At 31.4% G+C, this 18,474-nt stretch carries 12 protein-coding genes; 3 read left to right on the forward strand and 9 right to left on the reverse strand.

What is annotated here, in order from left to right:
- Positions 1-372 precede the first annotated feature (372 nt).
- The 4 genes from HYY52_02810 to HYY52_02825 form a co-directional block, all read right to left on the reverse strand.
- A complete protein-coding gene (locus HYY52_02810; protein MBI2995622.1) occupies positions 373-1,350 on the reverse strand; it encodes a VCBS repeat-containing protein in 978 nt (325 codons plus the stop codon).
- The gene (locus HYY52_02815) at positions 1,347-3,206 is read right to left on the reverse strand and encodes a hypothetical protein (GenBank protein MBI2995623.1); all 1,860 of its coding nucleotides are present in this window, start codon (positions 3,204-3,206) and stop codon (positions 1,347-1,349) included. The genes HYY52_02810 and HYY52_02815 overlap by 4 nt, the downstream gene beginning before the upstream one ends.
- 76 nt (positions 3,207-3,282) lie before the next feature.
- Positions 3,283-4,029 carry a glycosyltransferase family 2 protein gene (locus HYY52_02820; GenBank protein MBI2995624.1) on the reverse strand — a complete coding sequence of 249 codons (747 nt, stop codon included), beginning with the start codon at positions 4,027-4,029 and terminating at the stop codon, positions 3,283-3,285.
- Positions 4,026-5,402, reverse strand: coding sequence for an AAA family ATPase (locus HYY52_02825; protein ID MBI2995625.1), 1,377 nt, complete (start codon positions 5,400-5,402; stop codon positions 4,026-4,028). Before HYY52_02825 ends, HYY52_02820 begins: the two co-directional genes overlap by 4 nt.
- Positions 5,403-5,539: 137 nt before the next feature.
- On the opposite strand from HYY52_02825, the gene HYY52_02830 reads away from it, so the two are divergent.
- Positions 5,540-8,659, forward strand: coding sequence for a VCBS repeat-containing protein (locus HYY52_02830; protein MBI2995626.1), 3,120 nt, complete (start codon positions 5,540-5,542; stop codon positions 8,657-8,659).
- Between the two features lie 4 nt (positions 8,660-8,663).
- Here HYY52_02830 and HYY52_02835 read toward each other — a convergent pair whose 3' ends face one another.
- From HYY52_02835 to HYY52_02855, 5 genes are all read right to left on the reverse strand, one after another.
- Positions 8,664-10,589 carry a hypothetical protein gene (locus HYY52_02835; protein MBI2995627.1) on the reverse strand — a complete coding sequence of 642 codons (1,926 nt, stop codon included), beginning with the start codon at positions 10,587-10,589 and terminating at the stop codon, positions 8,664-8,666.
- A gap of 63 nt (positions 10,590-10,652) precedes the next feature.
- On the reverse strand, positions 10,653-11,375 hold the full coding sequence (locus HYY52_02840) for a glycosyltransferase (protein ID MBI2995628.1): 723 nt from the start codon (positions 11,373-11,375) through the stop codon (positions 10,653-10,655).
- A complete protein-coding gene (locus HYY52_02845) occupies positions 11,372-12,073 on the reverse strand; it encodes a class I SAM-dependent methyltransferase (GenBank protein MBI2995629.1) in 702 nt (233 codons plus the stop codon). The genes HYY52_02840 and HYY52_02845 overlap by 4 nt, the downstream gene beginning before the upstream one ends.
- 40 nt (positions 12,074-12,113) lie before the next feature.
- Positions 12,114-14,099, reverse strand: a complete 1,986-nt coding sequence (locus HYY52_02850) for a hypothetical protein (GenBank protein MBI2995630.1) — start codon at positions 14,097-14,099, stop codon at positions 12,114-12,116.
- Between the two features lie 10 nt (positions 14,100-14,109).
- The gene (locus HYY52_02855) at positions 14,110-15,618 is read right to left on the reverse strand and encodes a hypothetical protein (GenBank protein ID MBI2995631.1); all 1,509 of its coding nucleotides are present in this window, start codon (positions 15,616-15,618) and stop codon (positions 14,110-14,112) included.
- 128 nt (positions 15,619-15,746) lie between these two features.
- On the opposite strand from HYY52_02855, the gene HYY52_02860 reads away from it, so the two are divergent.
- Together HYY52_02860 and HYY52_02865 are read left to right on the forward strand one after the other, a co-directional pair.
- Complete coding sequence (locus HYY52_02860) at positions 15,747-17,432, forward strand: hypothetical protein (protein ID MBI2995632.1); 1,686 nt, start codon at positions 15,747-15,749, stop codon at positions 17,430-17,432.
- 147 nt (positions 17,433-17,579) lie between these two features.
- Positions 17,580-18,452, forward strand: coding sequence for a class I SAM-dependent methyltransferase (locus tag HYY52_02865; protein ID MBI2995633.1), 873 nt, complete (start codon positions 17,580-17,582; stop codon positions 18,450-18,452).
- Positions 18,453-18,474: the final 22 nt, after the last annotated feature.

The following is an 18,474-nucleotide window of genomic DNA, read 5'->3' on the forward strand; positions in this document are numbered from 1 at the left end:
CATATTTTGTGCATTTGTTGCTTTTATTAGACTTGAATTAAGGAGGTTTAAAGATGGCATTACTTGGTATCAACAAAAATGGGATATCGTTAGAGACTCAGTAAGAAATCATCTTGCTATGTCAACTGCGTAAGATATCTATTTTTCTTCCAAAATGATTTGCCATTGCTTTAGTCCTTTCAAAAAGCATGGCCGTATTTTTACTTAAATCTGTTCCATGAGTTAAAGATTTATTTACACGTTTTGGCTTTTAATTCCTGCCCATTTTAAACAATTGCTTCTTTATTAACCGTAAGTCCTATCTTCTTATCCTGACAGCTATGAGTGACATGCTATCCTCGAATTTCTTACACACCCTTTTAAAGGAGCCTTCTATTCTAATTTTTGTAATATTGAAACTGCTGGTATGCAACCATCTGGTACATCCCATTTATATGAGAATGATTCGTTTTGTCTTGTGTTTAAAATGTTCCAGGATTTTTTAGATTGGTTCCAGGTAATTAGCTCGGGTATATTGTCACCATCTAAATCAGCTGAAAGCGGAATATCCTCCTTTCCACCAAATTTAATTTGATTACTTCCTAAGTTTCCAGCATAATGGAAGTACCAAGTTTGATCTTCTGGTCTCCAAAAAACAAGATCACATCTTCCATCTGCATTATAGTCATTTGGGACAATTACATCCCATTCCTTACCGTGTTGAATATGTTCACTTTGATTGTGATCAAATCCTGAACTTGATTTTACTATGTGCCAAAAACCATCTCCTGGTCTCCAAACAATTAAGTCTGATTTTCCATCACCATCATAATCAGCGCTAAAGGCAGAATCTTCATTAGCACCTTCATAAACTGTTTTAAGAACTTTATTCCCATCCTTGTCTACATCAGTTAAAAACCATAATTTGATGCTTGCTCTCCAAATAGCAGGCTCGTACTTTTTGTCGCCATCTATATCAGAAGGTATTGGCAAATCATTGATTGCTCCAAAAAAAACTTTTTGAGATGGTAGGCCAGGATTTGAGGACTGATATATAATCCATTGTGCTGAATCTTTGTGGAAGAAAGCAAAATCTGTTTTTCCATCACCATCGTAGTCAGCAAGTACTGGAATATATTCAGTTGCATTTTCAAAAAAGTTTGACTTGTAGAATTTATTGTCAGATGATTGTTGGTAAAACAAGGTACCACTTTTTGGATCCCAAACAGAAAGATCCTCTATCTCATCTCCATCAAAGTCAGAACCATAACAAGATAATGAAGCAAATAAAATTAGTTTGTCTTTAGTTAAGTCAAGAAACCATGCTGGTAAGATAAGTAACAAAAAGGATAATACAACTGCAGCATTCATGCTATATGCTCCGCTTGCGTTCTAGTTTTAGTTATTTCTTTTTCAATTATATTTTTCAGATTTATTTGACCTAGGTATTTTGTAAGTAACAATAAAAAGACTATTAATGCTCCAAAGCTAATGTACAAAGAGATTTTACGAATTGGTGTATTTTCAAAGCGTACTGTTATCTCATGTTTCCCGCCAGGAGCTTCAAAAACCATAGCACCGCTTTTAGGATCAATATTAATAATTGTGTTTTTCCCATCAATGTAAACATTCCATCCAGGGAAAAAGAAGGTTCTCAATCTAACTTGATGTGGTGTAGGAGAAAAAATCTCAAACATTCTCTCATGTGACAACCATTTTTTTATTGTTATATCTATGTAGGGGTTAGTAGATTGTATAGCAGGTGAAAAATCATGTCTTAGATCTGTTTGCCTCCAATCCGGATCCCCTGTGATATTTGGCCTATATTCATCACTTGCCCAACTAATGCTAATTGCAGATTTAAGAAGATTTTCTTCTGGTACCCATCCCCAATGATACATGTTTATAAAATCAACATATAAAAGCAAACAAAAAGTAAATCCAGTAGCATAAATTATAATTTTGTAACCATAAATGTCAAATTTTTCTTTTAAGATTTTTCCAATTAAATCAAAAGCATACACTAAAATAACCACACCAAATGTAAGGACAAATGTAGTAAACCTCCAAGGGAATTGAATTGTTTGAAGCGGCTTAATCATAAGCCATACATACAAAGAAACAGGAGTCATCATTAAAAAAGAAATTACGAACATCAGTGAAGCCATTTTTATTCTAAGTGGTTCTATAAAATAAAGTTTTACTTTCCCCCAGTTTAAGAGCAAAGTTACAAGGCAGGTAAGAACAACTAGAGAAAATAGTGCATTGCTTACTTCATAATATCTATGATCAAAAATTGCCCATGCATATCCATCATCTCTGTGCCTGTCTAAGTATGTGTACAGGAAATTTTTAGAAAAATCCCAAAGAGGACCCTGTGTAAGGATTTCATCTGTGTGGACAAATCTTTTTTCAAGGCATGCAGGGAGCAAATAAAAACTACTAAGTGCAACCCCAAATCCATAACTTAAAAAAAACCACTTAACAAACTTTTTTGTTCTGTATAGTAGCAAGCTAAGAAAAAAGTATGGAACACTTAAAAGTACAAGAACGAAAGCTGTTGCTAAGTGAGATAAAGCAAGACAAGCAAAACCTGTTGATGTAATTAAAAATGATTTTAAATCAAACTCTTTATTCTTATCAAAACTATCAATGCCATATAAGGTAAGAAATAAAAATGGTATGGCAATGGTACTATTTGGCCAGTTCGTGTTATAGATATAAATATGAATTGCAGGAGAAAAAATTACAAAGGCACAAGCAAGAATACTAGCAACAGGTGAGCCATGTCTTCTTAGATATAAGTAACCAAAAACAGTGGATAAGAGCATTGGTGTTATATATATCCATTTGATTGAAAGTAAGGGATTTCTAAAAATTAAATCTATTAAAACAAAAAAATAATAAACTAGTGGTGCGTAGTAGTTAAAAATAGGTAAACCATATCCACTTGTATGAGCATCAATCCATCTTGGTAGCCATTGTCCCTGCCAAAAACATCTCTTAAAGTTATAAACATGTTCCATGTGAATATGCCAGTCAGCATGGCTTGGAATACTTTTACCAAAAATCATTGGGCCACAAGAAATGAGAGTTAGCAAGACAAGAAAAACAATTCTTTCCATTCTATTTCCAAGGAAGTGATATCCTTTTACTTCGTGTTGTATAGGTGATTCAGCGGTTGGTTCAGTTTGGCTTATAGTTTGATTTTCTGTGCTTTCAATCATAATTTAGACCATAGACTATAGACCATAGACCATAGACCTGGGGAAAGAATTCTTTTTAGATTTCTCATTTCTCATCTTAGAATTCTTTTATATTATACTGGTAAATAAATCTTACTTTTAACACTTCAAGAAACATTTTTATTGAATCCCTGAGCATGCTTACTTTTGAATCTTCAACATGGTACCAGTTTACACCAACCTCTTTGATCTTATATCCAAGTCTCTTTGCTAAATAAAGATGTTCCACGTCGAAAGTATAATTAAAACATTTCTGTAAAGAAGCTAACTTTTCTGCTACATTTTTTTTATAAAGTTTAAAACCACATTGAGTATCTCTAATAGTTGCAAGATTTAAAGTTGCAAGGATCAAGTGAAAAGAAAACCCGATAAACCTGCGCTTAAAGGACATTTTTACTTTTGTAACCTCATCTTTTAAAACCCTGGAACCAACTACCACGTCATGTCCTTGATCAATCCAGGGTAAAAGTTTTTCTATCTCTTCAATTGGGCTTGCACCATCAGCATCAGTGTATAAAACAAGCTCGGTAGAAATATCTTTAAATGCTTCTCTTACAGCGTAACCTTTACCACGATTAATTTCATAACTAATAACGCTAAAGCAATTTTTATTTTTACTTATATTTTTAATCCAGTTATTAACTACCTCGTTAGTGTTATCTCTGCTGCCATCATTTACTACAATTACTTTAAATAAATTTGATCCTGATATTTTAGTTATGTAACTATCAATATCGTTTAATGTTCTTAGAATTCTTTTTGATTCATTGTAGGCAGGAATGACGATTGAGAGAGATTTGTTCATAATGTTAGTAAGTCCTTTGCATCAATTAATTCAACATTTTTTACTCTTGCAAAATCAATAGTGTCTTTTGTAAATCCACCTGAAGAGAAACAAAGAAATCTTGGAGATTTAATTCTTAGCACCTCAGCTTGTTTTGCAAGATCTGAAATTATGCTTGGTCCGTAAGGTTTTGATGACCATTTACATGAAGCTAGTGTATTAGTCTTGTCTGTGTTGTATGTAAAAATGTCGATTTCAACTTGTCCTGTTACAAATCTTCCCATTTTTTTTATCATAAATTCCTTGTTATGTGGATAAAATCTACGAACGTATTCCATACAAATACTCTCAAAAACTGAAAACCCAATATGTGTGTCCAGATTTGGATAAATGACTTTATTAAAAACGTCTTTTTGGTTTCCTAACTTTAACAGGCTTTGATTAGGAAGGATGAACCTGTACCAGAAATAAAATAAAGGATCTTTTAATTTGTAAATTGCTTTTCTGCTTTTCATTTCGTCTTCATTTACAGGTATTTCTTTCTGCATATAACCTAGTTCAATAAGTATTTTTAAATATTGGCTGATTTCACTTGCACTCATGCTTAATCTAGAAGTAATATCTTTCATTTTTGTAGCTCCTGTTGAAACTGATAACAATATTTGTGAGTACTTAGTAATTTCTCTTAATTCGCTTTTTAAAATTAGATTTGGCTCATCAAATAAACGTTCATTCGGGGGTAAAATTTTTTCTATAACATTTTCTTCCCATGACATTTTTTCATCTAACAAGGATAAATATGCCGGTGTACCACCAAAAATTGAGTAAGTATAAAGCTTTTCTACAGGATTATATTTTTCTACAAATAAGCTTGCATCTATATAATTAAATGGTTCCAACTTTAATACGCCAGTAATTCTTCCATACAAAGGTGCTTTATATGATATTACTTTGCTTTCCATAAAACTTATGTGAGAGGTACATAAGATTATTACCATATTTGACTTTGAACCTTTTTGATCCCAAAACCTTTGCAACTTTGACATCCAGCCCTTATGCTCATTAGCAATAAACTGTATCTCATCAAGGACAATTAACAATCTCTCATTCTTGGATTTTTCTGAAAGTAATTCAAAAGCATCCTCCCAATCGTTAAATGTGAAAAACTCTTCTATTAATTTATTGTGTAAAAGAACCTTAGAGAAATCATTTAAACTATCCTTCGCAGTAGCTTCAGATGCTTGAAAATAAACACTGGTTTTATTTTTAATTAATTCAAGAAGCAATGTAGACTTTCCTATCCGCCGTCTTCCATATATAACTAAGAGCTCAGGCCTTTTTGAACCCCATTTCTTGTTTAAAAAGTCTATTTCGTCTTTTCTATTTATAAACATTTAGTATAATCACGATTATACTATTAGCATAATTTAGATTATGCTAATAAAACAGGACTTTGTTATTAAACTTTATACAACAGGGAGCAAAAGTTTTAGTTTTTTAGTCATTTCTTGTTATAAGGGGAGAGTGTGAAATGAGTTTTATAGTTGCAATTGTAGTTAGTTTAATATTAGTTTTTTTATTTGGGTTTATTGGCCACATAGTTACAAAAGAATTAAAACTAGGTGAAGAAAATAAGCTCTTATCTCATCTTATAAAAATTGCTTTGGGTGGCGCAGCATTTTTAATAGTAATTAATTTGGCTGGTAACATTCTAAAAGATTTTAACTGGGCTTTGATTCTTACTTTTTTAGTAATTATTGCTTTAGCTACCTGGAAAAACCAAGAAACAATAAGTGTTTTTAAAAAGCTAAACAAAAGTTCTGTAAAAGAATTCTTTTCTAAGATAAAACAAAGCACTGATAAATATTTCTGGATTCTAATTGGAGTGATTAATTTTATTTATGGTATTACTGCTTTTTCCACAACCAAGTTGGATCACTTTGGGCTTCCTTCTGGACATGTTTTTACTATAAATCAATTATTGGCTGGGACCTATCCACCTAAATACTCTTTTCTACCTAACTTAGCTCAAAAATATCATTATGGAGCAGACATTCTTGGAGCAATAGTATCAAAGTTTTCTAACTGTCATCCGGAAATTTCACTTGATGTTTTACTAATTGTTTTTTTGAATCTAAGTTTTCTTGCTCTTTATGCACTTGCAATAAAGTTTTGTAATTCAAGTCCAGTAAACAAGTATTTAGTACCTTTTGCAGCGTTTTTAGCATGGGGACCAATAACAAATTTATTTATTAAAAATCCTGGAGAAAATATTCCACAAAAGTTTCTTGAGAAGATACAGTATCTAACTCAAAGCAGATTAATTGATGCAGCACAATGGTCTGGGCTTGTGCTTCATTGGTTTTTTGCCCCACCAATTGGAATTGGAATTTTCTTTTTTTTAATTGCTTTGTATTTGGTTTATAACTTCTTGGATGGGAAAAAAGGTTACAAATCTTTGTTTATTTTAGCAATCTTTCTTAGTAGCTTAGTAATTATAGATATTACAAAATTTATCGTAGTGATTGCTGGATTACTAATATACATAATCTTTAAAGCATCTGAATTAATCTTTGAAGAACCTAAATCAATAGCTGAAAAAGACTTACAGTTTTCATTTAAAAGTTTTGGTGTATTGTTTGTTGTAATTTTAGTTCTTTGCTTAATTCATGAGAATTGGTTTACTTTCAACAAAGCCTTTGTTCCACTTATGTCATTTTACAAATTTGGCACTACAAATTTACCAAGTGATTATAATCCAGTGAAAGCCAGTCTAATACTACTCATTATTTTTAGCTTTGGATATTACTTGGCTAATAAGCAAAAAAATAATTGGGTTTCATTTCTTATACCTTATTTTATAGTTAGTATGGTAACTCCATTTCTTTTTACGATACCCAATGCTGGTATTGGCAAATTATTTATGGCAGGAAACTACATTGGAGCATTTGCAGTACCTTTAACAATTGATTTTGTAAAAAACAAATTTAATTTTAAAGAACAGAAACTAACTGTTTTTTACATTGCTATCTTTATACTACTTAGCTTCAGCACATTTATGTTTTGGGCATTTGGAGATAAGACTAAACCAACTTTTTTAACTCAAGGTGGTAAATTAAAATTTTCAGGTAAGCAAGTATTCCCCTACAAAGACAATTTAGAAGAAATGGAATTTGCAAAAAATCTGAGATCAAATAAATTTAAAAACTCAACAATATTAAGTGAACCCATGTATGGTGGAATATTAACTGTTAATTCAGGATTATTTGGTACATGGCCAATTATAGGTAATTTCTACGAAGAAAATCCAATTAAAAAGGAAGTTATTGATTCAGTACTTGCAAATTTTAACTCTCTATTTACACTTAACAGTAAACTGCTTCAAGGACAAAGGATTCGTATACTATACTTAACCCCTAAACTAGTAAGATACATTTTGTCACCCAAAGCAAGACAGGTCTTATTAGCTACTGAATTAAATGGTGGCGGAAAACTAATATACTCAAACAATAAAGATCTAGCTCAATTAAAGGAGACATATTTTATTGATCCTAAAAAACTAACTTATGACTCAGTCCTAAATTATGGTAAGAAGTTAAAAAAATATCTTAAGTCTGCAAATTTAAAAAACAATCACCCCATGTACTTAAAACAAATTGCAGAATGTCCATATTTTGGTATTTATAATGCAATGTCAAATGACTTTGACGGAGATAAAATTTCAGACATAGCATTTTTCGATTATAATTCAAAAAAATGGACTACTATTTATGGAAAGGATCTACAAGAGGAAGAAGTTGATTTAAATAGTTCTATATTCGCAAATTATAATGGTAACTTGTTTACTCCTGTTCCATCAGATTATGATGGTGATGGAAAAACAGATATAGCATTCTTTAATGAAAATAATGGAACCTGGAATATCTTACAATCCTCAAATTTGCAAGTCGATTCAAGCAAACAATTCGGGATACTTATAGAAGAACTTCCTCTGCCTGCATATCTGGATGAGGATTTAAAAACAGATCTATCTTGCTTTAATGCTAACCATGGAACATGGTATTCTGGAACAACAACTAAAGGTACTTATAGTAATAACTTTGGTCTTTCGCCATTAGATATTCCTGCTTTTGCAGATGTAGACGGGGATAAGCAGGCTGATTATATTATTTACAAACCAGACACAAAATTACTCGAAGTTTATCTGTCAACAAAATCATTTGACAAATCTGATCACTTAAAACTAATCATAGGAAATAATAATGCAAGGCTTATCCCTGGAGATTATGATGGTGATAAAAAAGTTGATCTGGCAGTATGGACGCCAGAAAGTGGAGAATGGGAAATAGCTTATGCCAAAGATTTGTTAACAGCAAAAAGTAAACCACAAGAATCAGCACCTTTTATTGGGTGTGGAGCAACAAGACAGTTAAATGAGGATTCTCAGCCATGCTTAACAAAAATAGTAAAGCTAGGGAACGCTGGTGATATTCCAATACCAGGAGATTATAACGGTGATGGAAAAACTGAAATTGCAATTTATCATATATCTATAGGACAGCTTGAAATTTTGCTTGATGGTGAAGTCAAGAAAAAAATCGATTTGTCAAAATACAAAAATTTAACTCCAGTAAGTTTTATTGGAGTATAAAAGTCTATTCCCACTCAAGAAAAATTTCACTGTATCCTGGATATGCAGGATACTGTAATTCTATTTTACCTGTTGATGTAATCGAAAACGGTTCTTCAAAATTAAGAGCAATCTTATTGACAAGCATTTTATCTAATTTAATTCGCCATATCATTTTTTCTGGATGAATAAACTCGTAAGAATTGCTGAATACTTGGTTGTCATCTAAATATGCTCTTAAAGAAAGTTTCCGCCAGCCCTGAATAGAATTTGGTGCTCTTGTAATCAACCAAATAGATTTAATATGTGCAGGATGCTGTGGAGTTATATTTACAGAAGCAGGTCCAGGACTTCTTGCAGCCCAGCTTGTTGCAGGATTATTGTCAAAAGCTTTGTTTACATTGAAGTCGCTGTTAAATTCGCTTGAGGAAGTCACGATTAATGGAATGTATAACATTTTTTCTTTTGCCGACTGCCATGAAGGGGATATTTCGTAAATGATATCTGAAACAGGTTTGAACCATGCCTCAAGTTTTTTAAACTGTCCAGGATCCTGTGTTCTAAGCCCATCATAACAACCGATTATTCCCAAAGATATTCCTGTTAATATACTCCAGAATGCAGACAAAACAGCAAATGAAGTAACCAACTTATTTGCATTAATTTTCTCATAGAAATAAAACCAGACCAAAGAAGCACAAAGTATCAAACACGCAGAAAAGTCCATTACATAACGCCAGGTTACACTGGTAGCAATCAAAAGAATACCTATATTTAAATAGGCAGGAATCAAAATTATCCAAAATTCAATCTGTTTTAAAATAGTATCCTCTTTTATGAAGCGTTTAATATTCAGCTTCTTATCAAAGCAGTAGAAAGCTGGTGCTAAAAAAATCAATAAAATAAAAGGAATCCCTGTAAACATCCCAACTGTTTTTTCAAAGTAGTAAGCCTGTGGAACTTGAATGAATGTCGGAACAGTATAGTTTATGTGTATAAATGGGAACGCAGAATTTATAATAGGCAACTGAAAAAAATAAAAATAACTATTAGGAATTATATTTTCAAAATTGAAGAATTTATCTGTGCTAGTATTTAGAACACATGTAAGCACATAATGTAAACCAAACTCTATGGGGTTTTCAAAACGAAGGAAATTATAAACAAAAAGAGAAGCAAGGCACATTAAAAAAGGAATTGTTAAATAAGCCCCTAATAAAATTTTTGAATGTTTAGTCAGACTCTGTTCTCCTTTTGTTAATTTCCACCAAACTAAAGGTAATAATATTCCAGACAAAATAAATTGTGGTCTACATCCAATTGATAATCCCAAGAATAAACTAGCTAGTATAAAAGTTCTTTTTGAAGAACACTCCTTGCCTAAGGAACGACACAAAAAATAAAGCGCCCCCGATAAAAAGAAAGCACCTCCTGAGATAGCAACTTCATACATATCAGCACGCCTGAGATTATATAGAGCCCCATTAGCAAATGCTAATACTAAAACCGATAAAAGCAACATCCATTCCGGGATTCTCTTAAAATACTTATTTTTTAAGTGATATATTAAAGCAACAGAGAAGATAAATAAACCAAAGGAAAAAATAAAAACTACAAGACTATCTGGGATTTTATTTCCAAGTAAAATTCTAAGTGGTATATAAAGGAATATCAACGGGACAGGACCATGAGATAAATAATACTTTCCCTTATATAATGAAGCATCATGAAGCCTAAGTCCCCAATTATAAGCAGGATTATATGGATCTGACAAAGCTAATAGTTCTTTTGGCGGTTCTATCGGTAAATTAATCTTACCTGCAAGAAATGCATCAGTAAGTAAATTATACATAGTATTATGCTCTCGATCTAATTGAAAGCTATTTGTACCACCTGTTGCATCCCAGAGATAAAAAAGAAAAACAAAAACAATAATATATCGTAATTTCATAAAAATAATATCGCCAACCAAACTTTTAGTTTAAAAATCACTCAATCTACTCCTGCATTAATATTAATCCTTATATTTTAATAAAAAATTGTTAATTTTTATTCTTAGCAAATCGATTGGAGCATCATAAAAACATTTGAATAAACTTATTCTACTTACTCTATTTTCTGGTTCGGGTGATACCTCAATTTGGTTAATTCTCATTTTTAAAACTAGAGCCATATACAATAGTTCAATATCAAACATACCACCATTGATCTGCTGTCTTCGTACTAGTTGCATAACCGCTTCTTTCTTAAAAGCTTTGAACCCACACTGTGTATCATAAAAAAAAGTAGAATTAAAAATCAATATTCTCTGAAGCAGAAACAAACATATTGAAAGAATATATCTGAGAGGACTTCTACCTTTCCTATTTAACAACCTTTTTCCTATCACAATATCATAATTGTTATTTATAATCTCACTTATGAAAACATCAATTTGTACGAGAGGGATTAACATATCTGCATCTAAATAAAATACAATGTCTCCAGTAGATTCTAGAATACCTACCTTTACAGCGGCCCCTTTTCCATTTCTTGCTCCTTGAATAATCTTGAGATTTGCAATCTCATTTTGCTTTATATACCTATTTATTAAATTAAAGGTGTCATCTGTACTATCATCAACAATAATAATTTCATAGTTATATTTCTCGACCCAGGACAAGAGTTTTTTAATAGATTGGAGAATATTTTCTCCTTCATTATAGGTAGGTACTATAAATGAAACTTTTTTATTCATCTAGGTTTACAAATTCCAATATTGTATATGTTCAAGTTGATAACTCTGATATTAAATGGCAAAAACACTTCTTTTGATAAATTAAAAAAATTCTTTAACTCGCTTGTTATACTTTTATACTCATTTATATGTTCTTCTTTACCAAGCCATTTCATGTAATCTAGATTTTTAAACTTAGTATTCATATACCTTTCAGTAGTCAGTTGCCTGCCTAAGTTGATCAAAAAAGATGAATCTAAGGGTATTATATAAAGAAAAATCCCATCTTCTTGCAGATACTTTAATACGTTACGAAATATAATTTGTAAATGTTCATTGGAAAAATGTTCCAATGCCTGAATAGCTGTGACAACATTATATTTTTTCTCTAAATTCCAGTCAGCATCTAAAACACTCTTATGAATAAAGCTATGCTTGTTATAGTTTTGTCTTGCTTCATTTATGAAATTTATATTATGATCTATTCCAGTATAAATTTCAAAATCGTTTAGAAAATCACAATTATGTCCAAGCCCGCAACATAAATCTAGAATATCAATTTTTTCTTTTTTTGATTTCTTTCTGTACTTTTCCTTCAAATCCTTTATTGTCCAATGCCCCCAGTTTGACATGAATGAAGTAAGGGGGTTTTTATAGATATATTTTTGGATTTCTTCTCTTATTTCATTACTGTAGACTTCATAAAAAAGATTATTCATAGTTATAGTTTATTTGCTTTAGTAATTATTGTTATGTTTCTTATTTATTTATAGAGTAATAAAAACCAGGACAATTTACCAATTTTATACTCTTTGAAACAAATAAATTATCACTCGCCAACTTTGCTAGTTTCCAATTCTTAGAAGAAAAACCTGCATTTATAGTTCCACTGGCAGTGTCAAGAAATACGATATCTGATTTCAAATCACCATCTATATCAGCTGTAAATGAATACCCATTTATCCCATTTCTAAAATGATAAGGATATATTTTACCATCAGAACTAGAGGAATAAATGAACTCATTATTATATGGATCTAAAATAGCAGGATCAACTTGCATATCACCATCAAAATCACTGCTTAACGGGGTTATAAATACTGCATTGTGAGACTTATTTTCTTGAAGAGCTACTTCAATTTCTTTTAGATTTGAAGATTTTACAATAACATATAGAACTTTATCTGGGTTAAAAACACAAAAATCATCAATTCCATCACCATCATAATCATTAATCTGTGGTATTCCGTTATTCCCGGCTATTGGAGTTAGCATAATTATTTGAATGTTTTCAGGAGATGATATACCGAGGTAACGTATGTAAAAAGTCTGATTGCTTGCTCTATAAGCACCTAAATCCTGGATAGAGTCATTATTAAAATTACCAACCACAGGTTTATCATTTTTATTGCCAACCTGAATAGCAAATTTATATCCTAATCTACTTGAATCGCACAAAAAAACACCTGTATTAATTGACCAGAGGCAATTATCAAGAACGTAATCACCATCTGTATCAAAAACAAAAGGTATGTAGTTATCCATCTGATTTAACTTTAAGAGTTTCTTTTCTCGACAATCATTTTTATATAACCTTTGAGCTTTTAATAATTTTTCAAATTTGCAATAAATTATATTTCCATGATCATAATAAGCCAGCACAGGTCTGTAGTTAAAATTAATCAGAGGACTTGAAATTGAATTATTGTTATAAAGTAGTTTCATTAACAAAAAATTATTGACCGGAAATGAGTTGGCAATTTGCGGATAGTAATAAATATTTTTTCTTACAGAGTTATGGAGCAAGTTGAATGTTAATAACCTTTTTGAGGAACTACTCCAAAAAGCAAGTTCGCTTGCTCCATCACCATCATAATCTGATGAAACAGGGAAATAATCATCTTTTAAACTAAGCTCTTTTTGGATAACCTCAATAGTTTTATCTGATAATAATTCCCCACTTGAACTAAATAATAATAAAACTTTATTGTTTGTGTGTTCCCATACACACACATCAGCTTTACCATCTTGATCATAATCTGCAGGAATTGGCAGGAAATTTTTACCGCCCAATTTTTTTCTAGCCAGAGTGCCATCTCTTGACGATTTAATATTCCAGAAACCATCTTTGGAACTGTAAACAGCAAAATCAGCTTGCCCATCTCCATCATAATCCTTCGGCACTGGAATATTCTGCCCCATACCCAATTTAACTTTTATAAAAAGATTATTTGAACTTAATATCCCTTGAAAAGTATTATCTCTGGTTCTATAAAATATGAGATCGAATTTCCCATCACCATCATAATCACTTGGTAAAGGAATATCTTTATATTGACCTAACTTGGTAACATTTGCATTAGGATTGTTTCCATTTTTTATGTGCCATTCACCTTCTCCTTTAAGGTTAGTTCGATATACGCCGAAATCAAGAATAGAATCACCATCAAAATATCCTACAAATGGAATATCACCTACTGTGCCCAAATTAAATTTGGAGTGTTTTATGTCCGATGAAGTTATTGTTTCAAAGAAGCAAGGTTCCAAAAATTTATTGAATCCTGACATTGAGGATGTATTCCAAAATATAAAATCAGATTTTCCATCCTTGTTTATATCAAGCAGATTGTTTATTTTTTGACATGGAGTTTTTATAGAAAATGATGATTGAAAATCTGGATTCTTTGTACACCCTGACAAAAACATAAAGACAAAAATTTGTAAAATGATAATTCTAGAAATCATGCAATTTCTTTTATTCAAGACAAACCTCATCATATTTATAGTTCTTGCTAGATTGAAAAAGACTGCAAACAGCAGTAACTGGATCATATAAAATCAAATCAGCCATAAAATCAGAATCAATATCAGAAACAAAGGGTATTCCATCAACTTTTTCATTTAAAGGGAAAGAAATATTTTTATTTAAAGCTGAAGAAGAGTAACTGAATGCTTTATTAGCTGGATTTATAAATCCAAGCTCACATTTGCCATCCCCATCAAAATCTCCTACGACAGGTTTACCTTGGTCATTAAAGTGCAAATCTATTGATTTATTAGTTGATGACAACAAGGTTGAAAAGCTCATGTTATTTAAATTTAACATCCCTTTTTCTTTTATAAAGTCACCATCAAAATCACAAAGTATGATTCCTTTGTTAACATTCAACATTCCCTTGTTAACTACAGATCTTAAGTTAGCTAAAGATTTCAAATCCCCATCTTTAGCCACAAATTTTCTCAATAAAAAGTAATTAACAGGTTCAGAATTTTCAGATACATTCACATTAAATTCTTCATAGTTTATTTCACCTTTTCCAATCTTAAACAAATGAACAGATTTTTGCTTGTCTTCCCAGAATGCAAGTTCATATTTTTTATCCCTGTCGATATCTAGTAATAACGGAAATATTTTTTTACCTGTTAATTTTTTATAAACTTCAGATTCTACCCTATTAGAGGAGCTGTGGATTTTTGATGTAAAAACGATTTTGCATTTATTGTTATTAAAATTCCATACAGCTAAATCAGCCTTTCTGTCACCATCATAGTCTGAGGGTATTGGAAGAAAGTTTTTTCCTCCTAGCATTATTTGTTCTATCAATCCTGTCTTTGAAAACTTAATAAGCCATTCCCCACTGGATGGTCTATATACGGAAAGGTCAATTAAACCATCTCCATCATAATCACTAGGAGTTGGTATGTCCCCTCTTATTCCTACATAATCTTGTAATATTTTATTCATATAAGACAAGATTCCATAAAAACCAGCATCTTTTGGTTTATAAACTACAAAATCATAGATTCCATCACCATCGTAATCTCCTGGAACAGGCAAATCACCTATTTCACCATATCTGTTAGTGAATGAAACTTTTGTCGAGCCATTAATCAAATTCCATTCATTGCCATTTTCTTTATATCTGTAAATGCCATAATCAATTATCCCATCTCCCGAAAAATCTCCACATACCGGCATATCCCCGATCATGCCCAAAGACACTATTTCTTTATTACTTTTATCTTCTATGCTTATAATTTCGAAGAATGAAACCTTGCCGACAAATTCAGCATCCGATTTTAATGAATTACGAAAATTCCAAAATAAAAGTTCTGATTTATTATTATTTATTTGTGGTTTTAATTTATCATTGTGTAAAAAAGCTGACTTAAACTCATTAAATAAATTTCTGCAACAAGGAATGCTAAATAACAAAATTATTAAAATTAAAAACAAAATTTCAATTCTACGGTTTTTATTCATTTCCAATCTTTTAATATAATGTATTATTAAATACTTGAAAGAGTTTAACTGATATTTGTAAGTATTACCTTCGGAAGCTTAGTTGATACTTAGTTTATCTTCAATTTGAATTTCAATATTCTGTAAAAATGCCCCCGAATTTAATAACTAAAAAGTTGTCCTTAGCAAAAGTTGCTACCACTGGATTGATAGTCTTTATATTTTTATATGTTCCTTACCATACTCTCAAACCGTTGTTTCTTTGTGAAACCTGGCATGGCGGTCATGATGGCGGTGGGACGGTTTTTAATGCATGGAGTATAGTAACAATTCTTCAGGAGAATTTCCATCTACCACTTTGCTGGTTACCAGAAAATTTTGGTTATAAAGGTAACCCTTTTTGGCAATATTACCAGCCACTTCCTTACCTAGTTATTTACTTGTGCTCTATTTTTGTTTCAGCACTATACAAAACTGATGTTTATCTTTCACTAAAACTAAGCACATATCTATCCTTTGTTATATCAGAGCTATGTATGTTTTTCCTGTTAAAAACGATTTTTAAAAATTCACCAAATGCAACTTTAACAAGTATTTTTGGCTCTCTGATTTATTTATTTGCACCGTATAGATTTATTGACTTATATGCTAGAAGTGCTTATTCAGAGCTTTGGATATTCTCCTGGATACCTCTTTATTTTTTGGGCTTCTACAAATTGTTTTTTTTAAAGGATAAAACAGGTTGTGTGCAAATTGCGGTTTCGATGTCACTTCTTTTATTAAGTCATTTTATGCCTTCCATTTTCTTTTTAATTATTCTATACATAGGATTCCTGATTTTTAAAGTGGTTAGAAAAGAACTTGGTAATTTTATAAAAGAAGATCTTGTAATCATAAAATGGTGTGCGATCTCAAATCTAATCGGGATGTGCATTTCTTCTTTTTATACTTTACCTCTTATCAATTGTAAAAAATATTTGTTTGGTGATATTGCTGGTTTTGATGGGATGAGTTTAGAGGCTGTAAAGTACCACATTGTTGTTGCAGTAAATATGTTAAATCCATTGAGCTACAACTATCATTGGCGAGTTGGACAAGTATATTTTCTGTCAATATTATTCTTAAATTTTATGCTTCTTAGCAAGAAAAAACTTAGGTTTAGACATCTCCTGTTTTTTTTAAATGTTGTTATATTCATAGCCATGTTTTTTATTTGTGGAAATATCCTTTGGGAGCATCTACCACCAATTTTCTATAGTTTGCAATTTCCCTGGCGCCTATTTGTTGTTTACTCATTTTTTGGTTCTCTTATAATAGCACTTATAGCTAACGAATTTAAACTTACATTGCCAATATTAGTTCTAATATTATCTCTTCATATTTATACAACAAATAGATTTATTCCAGGCTCTATAGGTCCCGGGTTTGTGTATAACTATTACAATATAGAATCCTGGATTAATGACATTTATAAGAAGCAATTTTCAAGTTTAAATGGTGGCAGCTTTGCTCATGGTTTTTTACCTAAGACATCGTTTCCTGTACTTTTTAATTTTTCACCTTCACCAGATACAACCGGTGATGAAAATAATCCTACAAACTATCTAATTATTAAACCTGGTATAAACATTCTTTCACATAAGAAAAATGCAAGTACTTTTATTTATGAGTTGTTTTTGGAAAAATCTAACTTTATAGTCTTAAGACAATACTTCTATCCAACATGGAAAGCCTACCTTGATTCAAAAGAGACAGATTTATATTTAACTGATTTAGGTTATATTGGGGTTGATGTTCCAAAAGGCAAACATATTCTGGAGATTAGATCAAACTAGTACACCTCATCTTGCTTGCACATTCTCAAAATGGATTAAGCTGCTTTTGAATCTAATTTTTCACAAGTCGTTGTAGTATAATAAAACAAAAGTGGTTTTTATAGATTTGCGGTTTACAAAAAAATTAGCCCAAACTTTATTCAAAATATGGAATGTGATCTGTGTAAATCTAAAAACCTCAAAACATGTTTTCCATATCATACTTATTCACTTGTTGAATGTAGAAATTGTAAGCTTAGGTTCTTAGATCCATTACCCAGTCCAGATGAATTAAAGAAACTCTATTCTAGTGATTACTATTTTAGTCCTGACTCAAACTTATATGGTTACTCAAACTATAAGGAGGATGTGAATCTTATAGTCTTAACTGCAATACAAAGGTATAATACCTTGCGATTGATTCTTGGAAAGAGCTCGCACTTGAAATTACTGGATACCGGGTGTGCTTACGGATACTACATCGATATAGCGAGGTTATACGGCTGGGACGTTAGCGGCGTAGAAATAAACGAAGAATGTGTTAAAGAAGCTAAAAATAAACTCAATCTGGATGTCAGGAAAGGGACTCTTGAAGAGCAGCATTTTCCTGCAGAGACATTTGATGTTGTTACTTGCTGGGATATGATAGAGCATTTATTAAATCCTAGTAATTTCTTGCAACAAGTTAACAGAATTCTTAAGCCTGGCGGATACTTCCTTCTTACTACACCTGACGTTGGAAGCATTCCCGCAAAAGTTCTTGGAAAACGTTGGATGGGATATAAGTCTTATGAACACGTGTATTTCTTTAATAAGAAAACTATCAAGCTATACTTAGAGGCTAATGGGTTTGCCCTTACAAGGTTCCAGTATACCGGCAAATATATCTCAAAGCAGTTGTTCTTAGATCGTTTAAAGTACTACTCAAAATTTTTAGGTTGGTTAGTATCTTTTCTAAACAACCTTCCTTTAAATGTTTTTTACTTAAACCCACTTGACATAATGTTAGTGATAGCTAGAAAAGAAAAATTAGTGCCTTGAAATTATTTTGAAGCTATTTGGA

The sequence above is a fragment of the Candidatus Melainabacteria bacterium genome (assembly GCA_016193285.1).
Lineage (GTDB): Bacteria > Cyanobacteriota > Vampirovibrionia > 2-02-FULL-35-15 > 2-02-FULL-35-15 > JACPSL01.

Bases quoted from the DNA above. Each gene is read 5' to 3' on its own strand.
- HYY52_02865 (MBI2995633.1), top strand. From the start codon at position 17,580: ATGGAATGTGATCTGTGTAAATCTAAAAACCTCAAAACATGTTTTCCA.
- HYY52_02815 (MBI2995623.1), bottom strand. From the start codon at position 3,206: ATGATTGAAAGCACAGAAAATCAAACTATAAGCCAAACTGAACCAACC.
- HYY52_02850 (MBI2995630.1), bottom strand. From the start codon at position 14,099: ATGATTTCTAGAATTATCATTTTACAAATTTTTGTCTTTATGTTTTTG.
- HYY52_02840 (MBI2995628.1), bottom strand. From the start codon at position 11,375: ATGAATAAAAAAGTTTCATTTATAGTACCTACCTATAATGAAGGAGAA.
- HYY52_02860 (MBI2995632.1), top strand. From the start codon at position 15,747: ATGCCCCCGAATTTAATAACTAAAAAGTTGTCCTTAGCAAAAGTTGCT.
- HYY52_02835 (MBI2995627.1), bottom strand. From the start codon at position 10,589: ATGAAATTACGATATATTATTGTTTTTGTTTTTCTTTTTTATCTCTGG.
- HYY52_02845 (MBI2995629.1), bottom strand. From the start codon at position 12,073: ATGAATAATCTTTTTTATGAAGTCTACAGTAATGAAATAAGAGAAGAA.
- HYY52_02820 (MBI2995624.1), bottom strand. From the start codon at position 4,029: ATGAACAAATCTCTCTCAATCGTCATTCCTGCCTACAATGAATCAAAA.
- HYY52_02810 (MBI2995622.1), bottom strand. From the start codon at position 1,350: ATGAATGCTGCAGTTGTATTATCCTTTTTGTTACTTATCTTACCAGCA.
- HYY52_02830 (MBI2995626.1), top strand. From the start codon at position 5,540: ATGAGTTTTATAGTTGCAATTGTAGTTAGTTTAATATTAGTTTTTTTA.
- HYY52_02825 (MBI2995625.1), bottom strand. From the start codon at position 5,402: ATGTTTATAAATAGAAAAGACGAAATAGACTTTTTAAACAAGAAATGG.
- HYY52_02855 (MBI2995631.1), bottom strand. From the start codon at position 15,618: ATGAATAAAAACCGTAGAATTGAAATTTTGTTTTTAATTTTAATAATT.